At 71.6% G+C, this 13,613-nt stretch carries 7 protein-coding genes and 1 pseudogene; 6 read left to right on the top strand and 2 right to left on the bottom strand.

From position 1 onward, the window contains the following. A pseudogene (locus GTY56_RS40420) lies at positions 1-815 on the top strand (hypothetical protein); the annotation flags it as partial. A gap of 74 nt (positions 816-889) precedes the next feature. Then, entirely contained in the window at positions 890-1,870 is a 981-nt protein-coding gene (gene galE / locus GTY56_RS08620; RefSeq protein WP_161364112.1) for a UDP-glucose 4-epimerase GalE, read from the top strand. Between the two features lie 156 nt (positions 1,871-2,026). On the opposite strand, the gene GTY56_RS08615 is transcribed toward galE, so the two are convergent. Then, positions 2,027-2,653, bottom strand: coding sequence for a TetR/AcrR family transcriptional regulator (locus tag GTY56_RS08615; protein ID WP_161364109.1), 627 nt, complete (start codon positions 2,651-2,653; stop codon positions 2,027-2,029). A gap of 180 nt (positions 2,654-2,833) precedes the next feature. Here GTY56_RS08615 and GTY56_RS08610 point away from each other — a divergent pair, with 180 nt between their 5' ends. The 4 genes from GTY56_RS08610 to GTY56_RS08595 all read left to right on the top strand — a co-directional run bounded on the left by GTY56_RS08610 (position 2,834) and on the right by GTY56_RS08595 (position 8,491). Next, positions 2,834-3,748, top strand: a complete 915-nt coding sequence (locus GTY56_RS08610; protein ID WP_161364107.1) for an ABC transporter permease — start codon at positions 2,834-2,836, stop codon at positions 3,746-3,748. Then, entirely contained in the window at positions 3,741-4,574 is an 834-nt protein-coding gene (locus tag GTY56_RS08605; protein ID WP_161364105.1) for an ATP-binding cassette domain-containing protein, read from the top strand. The genes GTY56_RS08610 and GTY56_RS08605 overlap by 8 nt, the downstream gene beginning before the upstream one ends. Positions 4,575-4,652: 78 nt before the next feature. Then, positions 4,653-6,848, top strand: a complete 2,196-nt coding sequence (locus GTY56_RS08600) for a CDP-glycerol glycerophosphotransferase family protein (RefSeq protein WP_161364115.1) — start codon at positions 4,653-4,655, stop codon at positions 6,846-6,848. Then, positions 6,845-8,491: a glycosyltransferase family 2 protein gene (locus tag GTY56_RS08595; protein WP_161364103.1), complete on the top strand. Its 1,647-nt coding sequence runs from the start codon at positions 6,845-6,847 to the stop codon at positions 8,489-8,491. Before GTY56_RS08600 ends, GTY56_RS08595 begins: the two co-directional genes overlap by 4 nt. Positions 8,492-8,550: 59 nt before the next feature. Here the strand turns inward: GTY56_RS08595 and GTY56_RS08590 are convergent, their stop codons facing one another. Further along, positions 8,551-13,503: an NAD-glutamate dehydrogenase gene (locus tag GTY56_RS08590; protein ID WP_161364101.1), complete on the bottom strand. Its 4,953-nt coding sequence runs from the start codon at positions 13,501-13,503 to the stop codon at positions 8,551-8,553. Between the last annotated feature and the right edge of the window lie 110 nt (positions 13,504-13,613).

Here is a 13,613-nt window from a genome sequence, read left to right as displayed (position 1 = left end):
TGTGCCCGCCGTACGCGCGGGCCGCGGACGGCACGCCGGTCTGGTCGGACGCCCTCCCGGTCTCCCTGGAGCCGCTGCGGGCCCGGCCGGTGCGCGCGCTGCCCCTGGCCGTCGACGCGGAGCTGCGGCCGTGCGCACGCGGCACCCGGCTGCGGCTACGCCTGCACGAGCTGTACGGGCGGGTGGCGCAGGCGGGTCCGGAGTCGGTGGAGGTGGAGTGGCTGCACCGGGACGGCCGGGGCGTGGTGGTCCGGGGCACGGCCGTGCCGCTGACGCCGTGCCCGAGCGGCTCCGGGCCGGCCGGGACCTCCGGGTCCGGGGCCGTGGCGCTCGCGCAGGGGCCGGAGCCTGCCGGGGGATCCGGTTCACGGGCCGTGGCGCTCGCACGGGGCGCCGGGCCTGCCGGATCCGAGCCTGCCGAATCCGAGCCTGCCGGAGCTGAGCCTGCCCGAGCCGTGGCGCTCGGACCGTGCACACGAGGCTCCGGGCCCGCCGGGACCACCGGTTCCCTCCGCGGCGATGCCTGGTCGGCGGAGGCGGCCGTCGACCTCGCCGCACTGTCCGCGCTCGGCGTGGGCACCTGGGACCTGCGCCTTCGTATCCGCTGTCGCGACGGCGTGAGCCGCGACGTCTCGGCACACGCGCTCACGGGCGCCGGTCTGCTGCGCCGCAGCGCCGTCCCGAGCGCCCGGTACGGCGTGGTACTCGTACAGCCGTACGCCACCCACTCCGGCGCGCTGGCGTTGCGGGTGGCCCCCGGCGTACGCGGTGTGCTGTCGGTCGCCCGCGCGCGGCTGCGCCGCCTGCTTCACTGAGAGCACCAGTCCGCGACGGAGCAGCGCACCGCACCATCACCACCACGGGCCAACTGACGAGGGGACGGCCGCACATGACCTGGTTGATCACCGGCGGCGCCGGCTACATCGGCGCGCACGTCGTACGGGCGATGACCGCGGCGGGCGAGCAGGCGGTGGTGTACGACGACCTGTCCACCGGCATCGCCGAGCGCGTGCCCGACGGGGTGCCGCTGGTGGTGGGCTCGACCCTGGACGCCGGGCGGCTCGCCCGCACGCTCGCGGACCACACGGTCACCGGCGTCGTCCACCTCGCGGCCAAGAAGCAGGTGGCCGAGTCGGTGGAGCGGCCGCTGCACTACTACCGGGAGAACGTCGAGGGCCTGCGGGTCCTGCTGGACGCCGTGACGGCGGCGGGGGTGCCGTCCTTCGTCTTCTCCTCGTCGGCGGCGGTGTACGGCATGCCGGACGTGGACCTCGTCACGGAGGAGACGCCGTGCCTGCCCATGTCGCCGTACGGCGAGACCAAGCTGGCCGGTGAGTGGCTGGTCCGCGCGACCGGCCGGGCGACCGGACTGTCGACCGCGTGCCTGCGCTACTTCAACGTGGCGGGCGCCGCGGGCGCGGAACTCGCGGACACGGGCGTGTTCAACCTCGTGCCGATGGTCTTCGAGAAGCTCACCGAGGACGTGCCGCCGCGCGTCTTCGGCGACGACTACCCGACCCCGGACGGCACCTGCGTGCGCGACTACATCCACGTGGTGGACCTGGCCGAGGCCCATGTCGCGGCGGCCCGGGCCCTGCGCTCCTCCCCCGGCCGCGACCTCACGCTCAACATCGGCCGGGGCGAGGGCGTCTCCGTCCGCGAGATGATCGACCGCATCAACGCCGTCACCGGCTACGACCGCCCGCCCGCCGTCGCCCCCCGCCGCCCGGGCGACCCGGCCCGGGTCGTGGCCTCCGCCGACCGCGCCGCCGCGGAACTGGGCTGGAAGGCCCGGCTGGACGTGCGGGACATGATCACGTCGGCGTGGGAGGGGTGGCTGCGGCTGCATCCGGAGGCGGAACGGGGCTGATCCGCCCCCGCACGCCGGGGCTGATCCGCCCCCCGCATCCGGAGTGAGCCCCGGCGCGCCTGCCGGGGCTCACGTCTGTGAGGCGCACGCTCCCACCCGAAGCAAGGACCGCCCCATGACGGCTCGCACTCCAAGGCCCCTGACGGCCGTGCCGGCCTAGAGCGCCTTCAGCCCCTCCGACGTGGCCCGGGCCAGCGCGCCCAGATACCCCTTCGGCAGTTTCGGGCTGCGGATGACCACCGAGCGCCAGTAGAGCGGGCCGGAGATCAGGTCGAGCGCGAGGTCGTGGTCGATGCCCTCGCGCAGTTCGCCGCGGCGCTCCGCCGCCGTCACGATGCCGGTGGCGACGCCGTCCTGCCCCTCGCGCAGGGCCTTGCGCAGAGCCTCGGCGATCTCGGGGTTGCGGGCCGCCTCGGCCTGGAGGTCGGGGATGATCTGCGAGGCGACGGGGTGGCGCAGGGCGCGGGACGTCACCTCGTAGAGAAGGCGCAGGTCGCCCTCCAGGGAGCCGGTGTCCGGCGCGGGCAGGCCCTGCACGGCGAGCGCCGAGACGATGTCGAGGACCAGGTGCAGTTTCGAGCGCCAGCGGCGGTACACCGCCGTCTTCCCGACCCCCGCCCGGCGCGCGATCCCCTCGATGGACATCCGCGCGTAGCCGACGGCCGCGAGCTCCTCGAAGACGGCAGCCCGGATCGCTTCCGTCACGTCTTCCCGCAGTACGGCCGCCCCCGCGGGGGCCCGGCGGCGCGGGGGCTGCTGGGGCTCGTCGGGCTTCGTCGTCATGCCGACAGCATAGGGCGTCACGACGAAACGGTTGCGTTCCGACGCTCGTGCGACGTACGCTCCCGTTACGACGATACGGTCCCGTCCCGACGTAAGGAGTCGTGAAGAGTCCGGTAAGAACCGGCTCTTCCTCGCTCTTCACCCCCCCAGGTCCCACACCCCCGAGCGAAAGCAGCGGATGTGAGTACGGTCCTCCACACACCGCCCAAGACACCGGCCCCGGCCGAACACGACCTCGCGGCCCTCGCCGCCCGCCACGGCCTCACGGTCAGCGGCGCCCGGCCCTCCCTGCCCGAGTACGTCCGGCAGCTGTGGGCCCGCCGCCACTTCATCACCGCGTTCGCCACCGCCAAGCTCACCGCCCAGTACAGCCAGGCGAAGCTCGGCCAGGTCTGGCAGGTGATGACCCCGCTGCTGAACGCGGCGGTCTACTACTTCATCTTCGGCGTGCTGCTCGGCACCAAGCACGGCGTGCCCGATTACATCCCGTTTCTGGTCACCGGCGTGTTCATCTGGACGTTCACGCAGAGCTCGATCATGGCGGGCACCCGCGCCATCTCCGGCAACCTCGGCCTGGTGCGCGCCCTGCACTTCCCGCGCGCCGCCCTGCCGATCTCCTTCTGTCTCCAGCAGCTCCAGCAGCTGATGTTCTCGATGGGCGCCCTGGTCGTCATCCTGCTCTGCTTCGGCGTGCCGGTCAGCGCGTCCTGGCTGCTGGCCCTGCCGGCCCTGTTCCTGCAGTTCACGTTCAACGCGGGCATCTCCATGGTCATGGCCCGGATGGGTGCCAAGACCCCCGACATCGCCCAGCTGATGCCGTTCGTGCTGCGCACCTGGATGTACGTCTCGGGCGTCATGTGGAGCATCGACAAGCTGGCGCAGAAGGACAGCCTGCCCCACGTGGTGAAGGTCGCGCTGGCGACCAACCCGGCAGCCGTCTACATCGACCTGATGCGCTTCGCCCTGATCGACAGCTTCCACGCGAGCCAGCTGCCCGCCCATGTGTGGGCGATCGCCGCGGGCTGGGCCCTGCTCGCGGGCGTCGGCGGCTTCATCTACTTCTGGAAGGCTGAGGAGACGTACGGCCGTGGCTGAGTACCCGAGCGAGAAGATCCCCACCGTCGTCGCCGACAGCGTGGACATCGTCTACCGCGTCAACGGCACCGGCGCCGGACGCGGCTCCGCGACCGCCGCCCTGAACCGCATCGTGCGCCGCAGGCAGGCCGAGAAGGCCTCGGGCGTGCGCCGGGTGCACGCCGTGAAGAACGTGTCCTTCGTCGCCTACCGGGGCGAGGCGATCGGCCTGATCGGCACCAACGGCTCCGGCAAGTCGACCCTGCTGAAGGCCGTCGCCGGGCTCCTGCCCGTGGAGAACGGCCGCATCTACACCGACGGCCAGCCCTCCCTGCTCGGCGTCAACGCCGCCCTGATGAACGACCTGACCGGCGAGCGCAACGTGCACCTCGGCGGCCTGGCCATGGGCATGTCCCGCGAACAGGTCAAGGACCGCTACCAGGAGATCGTCGACTTCTCCGGCATCGACGAGAAAGGCGACTTCATCACGCTGCCGATGCGGACGTACTCCTCCGGCATGGCCGCGCGGCTGCGGTTCTCCATCGCCGCCGCCAAGGACCACGACGTCCTGCTGATCGACGAGGCGCTGGCCACCGGCGACCGCTCCTTCCAGAAGCGCTCCGAGGAGCGCATCCGCGAGCTGCGCAAGCACGCCGGCACGGTGTTCCTGGTCAGCCACAACAACAAGTCGATCCGCGACACCTGCGACCGGGTGCTGTGGCTGGAGCGCGGGGAGCTGCGCATGGACGGGCCGACGGCGGACGTGCTCAAGGAGTACGAGGCCTTCACCGGAGACAAGGCCGACAAGGCACCCAAGCCGAAGGCGAAGGCCGCCGTTCCCTCGTGAGGCGCACTCGGTCAGCCGTTTCATCCCATTGATGGCAGCATGACCGCATACCGTGCAGCCGTGAGAGGGGTTCCCGTGATGGCCGAGCTCAGCGTCGTCGTCCACGGGCCGAACGTGCAGGACCATCTGACGGAACTCCTCGACTCCCTCGCCGCCCACCCCCTGCCGGACACCGAGGTGATCGTGGCCGCGGTCGGCGACTGGGCCCGCGAGACCGCCGAGCGGCACACCCCGGAGGTCCAGGTCGTGCCACTGCCGGACGGCACCGGTGACGCGGCGGCCCGGGCGGCGGGCGCGGCCCGCGCCTCCGGCCGCTGGCTGCACTTCGTCCACGCCAAGGACGGCCTGCCCGCCGGCACCCCGCGCATGATCGCCGAGCGGGTGGCCGAACTCCCCGGGGAGGTAGACGTCCTCCTCGTCGACCACGTCCGCAGCACCTGGCACACCTCCGGCATGCCCTCCCCGGACGGCCCGCTCCTCGCCCGGGCAGGCCGCGCCGACGTACCCCTGGACGACTGCTCGCCCCTGCTGCGGCTGACCCCGCTGCTCGGCACCCGCGTCCTGCGCGCGGACTTCTGGCGGGCACACGAGGCGCGGCTGACCACCGACGACGAGCCGTACGCCGCCCTGGCCGCCCTGCTGCTCGCCGACCGTGTCGCCTGCCTGCCGCACATCGCCTACGAGGACCGCCGGCTGCGCCCCGCGAGCCTGCCCCCGGTCACCCCCGAGCAGCGCTACGGCCTCGTCGAGCGCTACGAGTCCCTCCTCGACCTCACCCGCGACCGGCGCACCGCGCACACCGTGCTCTACGACCTCATGGTCCGCGACTGCCTGCGCACCTTCGCCCGCGGCGGCATGGAGGAGGAGGTCGCGCGGGAGTTCTTCCGCCGGGCGTCCCTGGCGGCCCTGCGCCGCCGCCCCGAGGGTCACCGCCGCCCGGGCGGGCTCGAAGGCGTCCGGCGCGGCCTGCTGGAGGAGGGCGCCTACGCGAAGTACCGGGCCTTCCAGGCCGTCAACCGCACCCGCCGCAGCGCCAAGTCGGCCGTCCGGGCCCGTAAGCGCCAGGCGGGCGCCAGACTCCGCGACCACCAGTACCGCAGGGCGCTGAGCAGGCCCGTCAATCCACACCTCGCGGTGTTCGCGGCGTACTGGAACCGCGGCGTCGCCTGCAACCCCGCCGCGACCGCCGCCAAGCTCGCCGAACTGGCCCCGCAGATCCACGCGGTGTGGGTGGTCACCGAGGAGAACGCGGCCCTGCTGCCGACCGGCACCGACCACGTCGTGCCCGGCAGCCGCCGCTACTGGGAGGTGCTGGCGAGCGCCAAGTACCTCGTCAACAACGTCAACTTCGAGAACGCCGTGGTCAAACGCCCGGACGCGATCCACGTCCAGACCCACCACGGCACGCCCCTGAAGCGCATGGGCATCGACCAGCTGGCGTTCCCGGCCGCCGCGCAGGGCCTGGACTTCAAGGCGCTTCTGGAGCGCATCGACCGATGGGACTTCAGCGTCTCGGCCAACAGCCACACCACCCGCATGTGGGAGCGGGCGTACCCGTCGCGCTATGTCTCCCTGGACCACGGCTATCCGCGCAACGACGTCTACTACACGGCCGGCGCCGACGACATCCGCGCGGTCCGCGACCGCCTCGGTATCGCCCCGGGCCGCCGTGCCGTCCTCTACGCGCCCACCCACCGCGACTACGAGGCCGGCTGGACCCCGCGCCTGGACCTCGCCACCCTCGCCGACCGCCTGGGCGACGACACGGTGCTGCTCGTACGCGGCCACTACTTCTACGGCGGTGCCGCCTCCCCGCTCACCGGCCTGCGCCGCACCGGCCGGATCATCGACGTCTCCTCCTACGACCCGGTCGAGGAACTGTGCCTGGCGGCGGACGCCCTGGTCACGGACTACTCCTCGATCATGTTCGACTACGCCAACCTCGACCGGCCGATCGTGATCCACGCCGACGACTGGGAGACGTACCGCACCACCCGCGGCGTCTACTTCGACCTGATGACGGAGGCCCCGGGCCCGGTCGCACGCACCCAGCAGGAGCTGACGGAGATCCTCACCACCGACGCCTGGCGCGACGAGAGCGCGGCGAAGACCAGGGCCGTCTTCCGGCGCCGGTTCTGCGAGTACGACGACGGGCGCGCCGCCGAACGCGTCGTCCGCCGGGTCTTCCTCGGCCAGGACGAACGGGACCTGCCGCCCGTGCTGCCGATCGAGGAACGCACACCGGCTCCGACCCCGCAGGAGGCGACCGCATGAGCACCCCCGACGTCACCGTGACGGTCATCGTCCACAACGACGCCGAGCGACTCCCCCGCGCCGTCGAGTCGGTCCGCCGCCAGACCCACGCGAACCTCGAAATCATCATCAGCGACGACCACTCCACGGACGCGACGCCCGCGGTGGCCCAGCGGCTCGCGGCCGAGGACCCCCGCATCCGCCACCTCCGCCTGGAGCGGAACAGCGGCGGTTGCAGCGTCCCGCGCAACCGCGCCCTGGAGATCGCGCGGGCGCCGTTCCTGATGTTCCTCGACAGCGACGACGAACTCCCCGACAACGCCGTCGAGCTGCTGCTCGCCGCGCACCGCGAACGCGAGATCGACTTCGCGATGGGCGCCGTGCAGCGGGTCCGGGTGGACAACGGCCGCCGCTCGACGTGGATGCCGCACCTGGTCGCCGAGCGCCGCGCCCTCGACGGTATCGAGGCCGACCCGCGCCTGCTCTTCGAGCACCTGGCCACCAGCAAGATGTACGCCCGCGCCTTCCTCGACCGGCACGACCTGCGCTTCCCCGAGGGCATCCACTACGAGGACCAGCTGTTCTCGGCGCAGGCGTACTGCCTGGCCAAGAGCTTCACGATCATCCCGGAGCCGGTCTACCGCTGGTACGTGGCGCCCTTCGCGGCCTCTGAGGCCGCCTCGATATCCAACCAGCGGCACAAGCTCGCCAACGTCCGCGACCGGGTCCACGTCCAGCACCTCATCGACGCGTTCCTGGCCGAGAGCGGGCACGAGTCACTGCGCGAGGACAAGGACCACAAGTTCCTCAAGCACGACTTCCGGATGTACGCCGGTGACCTGCCCTACCGGGACGACGCCTGGCTGTCGTCCTTCGCGGATCTCGTCACCCCCTACCTCGACACGCTCACCCCGGGCGCGTTCGCCCGTCTCCCGCGCGCCGAACGCGTCGTCGTCCAGCTGATCCGCGACCGGCGCCTGCCGGAGGCGCGGCTGGCGGCCCGGGGCCTGGGGCACGGGGTGGCGCCGAGGCGCGTGACGACCGACGCGGAGGGGCGCACCTACTGGGGGGACCGCGTCCCCGAGTCGGAGTGGTCCCGCCGTGAGCTGGACATCTCCGACCTGGAGCTGGAGACGCGCCCCTTCCCGAGCGCCCAGTTCCGCCACGAGATCAAGGAGATCACCCGGGGCCCGGGCGCCTCGGTCGACCTCACGATCCGCACGTACGACCCGGCGCTGCGCCTCCCCGTCGGCCCTCAGCGGGCAACACTCCTCATCGCCCCGGGCGGCCACCGTCTTCACGTCCACTTCCGCCTCTCCCCCGTCCGCCCCGGCATCTTCGAGGGCCACGCCCACCTCGACCTCGGGGCGGCCCGGCTCCCCCTCCAGGGCTTCGCGGGGATCCGCCACCCGCTGCTCCGCCTCCGGCACCAGGGCCTGTCCCACACGGGCCTGTTGCTGGCGCCCCTGACCTTCCCGACGCTGACGACACGCGTCCCGTCCCACCACCTGACGGTGGAACCGGAGGGCCACGGCCCGGGCCGCCTCCAGGTCCGCTGGAAACCGGTGGGGGTGACGGCGAAGCTGATCCGCCCGACGGTCCGCAGACTGGCCCGCCCGAGGGTGAAGTCGGCGGCACGGCTGGTGGCGAGCGCGCTGAAGTAGCGCCAAGGAACGGTGCCCCGGGCCTTGATCGGCCCGGGGCACCTGTCACGCCGTACGCCCTAGGAGTGCGTGCGCAGCAGCGTCCTCATCGTGCGCATGGCCACCGACAGGTTGGCCAGGTCGAACGAGTCGGAGCTCTGGATGTCCTCCAGTGTGGTGCGGGCCCTGCTCAGGATCGCCGCGTTCTTCTGCTCCCACGCCTTGAAGCGCTGCTCGGGCGTCGAGGTGCCGTTGCCGACGGCCAGGACGTCGGCCGTCAGCGCCGCGTGCGCCGCGTACAGGTCCTCGCGGATCGCCGCGCGGGCCATGGACTGCCAGCGGTCGGCCCGGGGCAGCTCGATGATGCGGTCCATGAGCTGGGTGATGCGCAGCCGGTCGGCCAGGTCGTAGTACACCTCGGCGACGTCCAGCGGCTCCCGGCCCATGCGGCCGGCGATCGAGACGATGTCGAGCGTCGGGAAGGCCGAGGAGAAGCCCGCCACCCGCGTGGCGAGTTCGTCCGGGACCCCGGCGCCGGTCAGCTCGTCGTAGATCTTCTGGTACCACTCCAGGTCGGCGCCGCGCAGCAGCTTCGGCAGCTGCCCCCAGACCTGCTCGACCCGGTCGGCGAAGAAGTCGACCGTCCCGGCGAGCTCCAGCGGCTGCGGCCGGTTGTTGAGCAGCCAGCGCGTGCCGCGCTCCACCAGGCGGCGGGCGTGCAGCCGGATGCGGGTCTGGACCTCGGCCTGGACCTTGTTGTCGAGCGCCTCGACCCCGTCCCACACCGGGGACTGGCGGAAGATCGCCCGGGCCGCGGTCTGCGCCCGCACGATCTCCTCCAGCGACGCGCCGGTCTCCTCGCGCAGGCGGTGCAGGTACGTCGTACCACCCGTGTTGACCGTGTCGTTGACCAGGACCGTCGTGGTGATCTCACGGCGCAGCGGGTGGCCGTCGAGCCGCTCGCGGAACTGCTCGCGCAGCTCGGTCGGGAAGTACGCGTGCAGCAGGCCCTTCAGGTACGGGTCGTCCGGCAGCGAGGTGTGCAGCAGCTCCTCGGCGACCGTGATCTTCGTGTACGCCAGCAGGACGGCCGTCTCCGGACCGGTCAGGCCCTGCCCCTGGGCGAGCCGCTCGCGGATCTGCCGGTCGGCGGGCAGGAACTCCAGCGCCCGGTCCAGGTGCCCCTCCCTGACCAGGTGCTTCATGAAGCGCTGCTGGGCGTGGAGCATGGCGCTGGACTGGGCGAGGGCGTTGGCGATCGCCGTGTTCTGCGCGTAGTTGTTGCGCAGCACCAGGCGGCCGACCTCGTCGGTCATCTCGGCGAGCAGCTTGTTGCGCTGCTTGACGGTCATGTCGCCGTCCCGGACCAGACCGTTGAGCAGGATCTTGATGTTCACCTCGTGGTCGGAGGTGTCCACGCCCGCGCTGTTGTCGATGGCGTCGGTGTTGATCCGGCCGCCGTGCAGCGCGAACTCGATCCGGCCGAGCTGGGTCAGGCCGAGGTTGCCGCCCTCGCCGACGACCTTGACGCGCAGGTCCTGGCCGTCGACGCGGATGGCGTCGTTGGCCTTGTCGCCCACGTCCGCGTTCGATTCGGCGGAGGACTTGACGTACGTGCCGATGCCGCCGTTCCACAGCAGGTCCACCGGCGCGTGCAGGATCGCCTTCATCAGGTCGGCCGGGGTGAGCTTGTTGACCTTGGCCTCGATGCCGAGGGCCTCGCGGATGTGCGCGTTGACCGGGATCGCCTTGGCCGTGCGCGGGAAGATACCGCCGCCGGCCGACAGCAGCTCCTTGTCGTAGTCCTCCCAGCTGGAGCGGGGCAGCTCGAACAGGCGGCGGCGCTCGGCGTAGGAGGTGGCGGCGTCCGGGTTCGGGTCGAGGAAGATGTGCCGGTGGTCGAAGGCGGCGACCAGGCGGATGTGCTCGGAGAGCAGCATGCCGTTGCCGAACACGTCACCGGACATGTCACCGATGCCGACGACCGTGAAGTCCTCGCTCTGGCAGTCCACGCCCATGTCACGGAAGTGCCGCTTGACCGACTCCCAGGCACCGCGGGCGGTGATGCCCATGCCCTTGTGGTCGTAGCCGGCGGAGCCGCCGGAGGCGAAGGCGTCACCCAGCCAGAAGTTGTACTGCTCGGCGACCCCGTTGGCGATGTCGGAGAAGGTCGCCGTGCCCTTGTCGGCGGCGACGACGAGGTAGGTGTCGTCCTCGTCGTGCCGGACGACGTCCGCCGGGGGCACGACCTCGCCCGCGACCATGTTGTCGGTGATGTCGAGCAGCGCCGAGATGAACGTCTTGTAGCTGGCGACGCCCTCGGCGAGCCATGCGTCCCGGTCCACGGACGGGTCCGGCAGCTGCTTGGCGACGAAGCCGCCCTTGGCGCCGACCGGCACGATCACGGTGTTCTTCACCATCTGCGCCTTGACCAGGCCGAGGATCTCGGTGCGGAAGTCCTCACGCCGGTCGGACCAGCGCAGGCCACCACGCGCGACCTTGCCGAAGCGCAGGTGCACGCCCTCGACGCGTGGCGAGTACACCCAGATCTCGAACGCCGGGCGCGGTGCCGGCAGGTCGGGGATGGCCTGCGGGTCGAACTTCATGGAGACGTAGTCGTGCGGCCGGCCGCCCGCCGCCTCCTGGAAGAAGTTGGTCCGCAGCGTCGCCTTGATGACGGTGAGGAAGGACCGCAGGATCCGGTCCTCGTCGAGCGAGGCCACCTGGTCGAGGGCCGCGTCGACCTCCTCCAGCAGCGCGTCCACGATCTCGTGGCCCGCGCGCTGCCGGTCCGGCGACATCCGCGCCTCGAACAGGGAGACGAGCAGCCGGGTGGTGTGGACGTTGTTGCGGAGGGTGTCCTCCATGTAGTCCTGGCTGAACGTCGACGCCGCCTGGCGCAGGTACTTGGCGTACGCGCGCAGCACCACGGCCTGGCGCCAGGTCAGCCCGGCGCTCAGCACGAGGGCGTTGAAGCCGTCGTTCTCCGCCTTGCCGGTCCAGGTGGCGGCGAAGGCGTCCTGGAAGCGCTCGCGGGCGTCGTCGCCGAAGTAGTCCCCGCCGCCGTTGGCGCGGGGCATGCGCAGACCGAAGTCGTAGATCCAGGCCACGCTGCGGTCCGAGCAGCGCAGCTCGTAGGGCCGCTCGTCGACGACCTCGACACCGAGCCGGTTGAGGACCGGCAGCACGGCCGAGAGGGAGATCGCGTCGCCCGTGCGGTAGATCTTGAAGCGGCGCTCCTCGGGGGCGGCGCCCACCGGCTCGTACAGGCTGAGCGAGAAGTCCTTGTCCGCCTCGGCGTTGAGCTGTTCCAGGTGGACGAGGTCGGCGACCGCGGCACGCGGGTTGTGGTCGGCCTTGTAGCCCTCGGGGAAGGCGTGCGCGTAGCGGCGCAGCGCCTCGGCCGCGTGCTCCTCGCCGAGCTCGGCGTTGAGCGCCTCGGCGAAGGCGTCCTCCCAGGAGCGGGCGGCCTCCACCAGCCGGGCTTCGATGCGCTCCTTGTCGGAGTCGGACAGCTCCGGCAGCTCGGTGCCCTGCGGGACGCGCACCACGAAGTGCAGCCGGGACAGGATCGACTCGGTGTTCCACGCCGTGAAGTCGACGCTGATCCCGCCGAGCTCCTCCTTCAGGATCTCGATGATCCGCAGGCGCACGCCCGTGGTGTAGCGGTCGCGCGGGAGGTAGACGAGGGCGGAGTAGTAGCGCCCGTACTCGTCCTGGCGCAGGTAGAGCCTGAGGCGCCTGCGCTCCTGGAGGTAGAGCACGGAGGTGACGATCGACCGCAGCTCGTCGACCGGGGTCTGGAACAGCTCGTCGCGCGGGTACGTCTCCAGGATCTGCAGCAGGTCGCGCCCGTCGTGGCTGTTGGGCGAGAACCCGGCCTGCTTCAGGACCTCCTCGACCTTGCGCCGGATGACCGGCACCCGGCGCACGGACTCGGTGTAGGCGGCGGAGGAGAACAGCCCGAGGAAGCGCCGCTCGCCGATGACGTTGCCGTCCGCGTCGAACTTCTTGACGCCGATGTAGTCCAGGTACGACGGCCGGTGCACGGTGGCCCGGCTGTTCGCCTTGGTCAGCACGAGCAGCTTGTGCTCCCGCGCCTTGGCCCGGGCGTCGGCGGGCAGCCGTTCGAACGAGGGGCTGACCGGGTGGCTCTCCTCGGCCGCGTGGTGCGGGTCCGCGCGCAGTATGCCGAGCCCGGTGCCGGGCACGGCGGCCAGCGAGTCGTCGTCGCGCAGCTGGTACTCGCGGTAGCCGAGGAAGGTGAAGTGGTCGTCGGAGAGCCAGCGCAGCAGCTCGCGGGCCTCCTCGACCTGGGGTCCGGGCAGGTCACCGGGGATGGGCTCGTCCGGCAGCCCCTCCGCCAGCCGGATCGCCGCCTCCCGCATCTTGCCCCAGTCCTCGACGGCCTCACGGGCGTCGGACAGCACGCGCAGCAGGTCGGCGGTGATCTGCTTCAGGTCGGCCCGGTCGGTCTCGCGGTCGATCTCGACGTGGATCCAGGACTCGACGTGCGCGTCGTGCGGGAGGTCGCCGGTGGCGGGGGTCGACAGGACCTCGATGAGCTTGCCGGTGACGTCGCGCCGCACGACGAACTGGGGGTGGATGACGACGTGGATGCCACGCCCCTGACGCGTCAGCTCATTGGTGACGGAGTCGACGAGGAAGGGCATGTCGTCGGTGACGACCTCGACCACGGAGTGGCTGCAGGTCCACCCGTTCTCTTCGACCGTGGGGGTGTGCACCCGGACGTTGGCCGTGCCCTGGGGGCGGTTCTCGGCCAGCCGGTAGTGCGATACGGCGGCTCCGAAGACGTCGACCGGGTCGCGGTCGGTGAGGTCCTCCGGGGCCGTGTGCAGGTAGTAACGCTGGAGGAACGTCAGGAGGGTCTCGCGGTCCGGGGCCTTCTGGGCGTCTGGGGTCTCCTCGCCCGTCGACCCGGTCGGTAGGTGCCCCCCGACCGGGCTGTTCTCAGCTACCCGGGCGGCCCTCTCGAGCAACTCGGCCTTGGCTTCGTCCAGCTTGGTCTGCATTGTCCTCTGGCTCCTGTCGCGCGCCGTTGCGTGACGTAGAAGGAAGTACGGCCTCTGCGCTTACGACCTCACGTCGTGACACGGGGTATCCGGTCTGGTCCGACGCTATG

This window comes from Streptomyces sp. SID5643 (genome assembly GCF_009872555.1).
In the GTDB taxonomy this organism is placed as follows: Bacteria; Actinomycetota; Actinomycetes; order Streptomycetales; family Streptomycetaceae; genus Streptomyces; species Streptomyces iakyrus.
The sequence above is the reverse complement of the archived record's forward strand: the minus strand, read 5'-3'. Positions and strand labels throughout refer to the sequence as shown.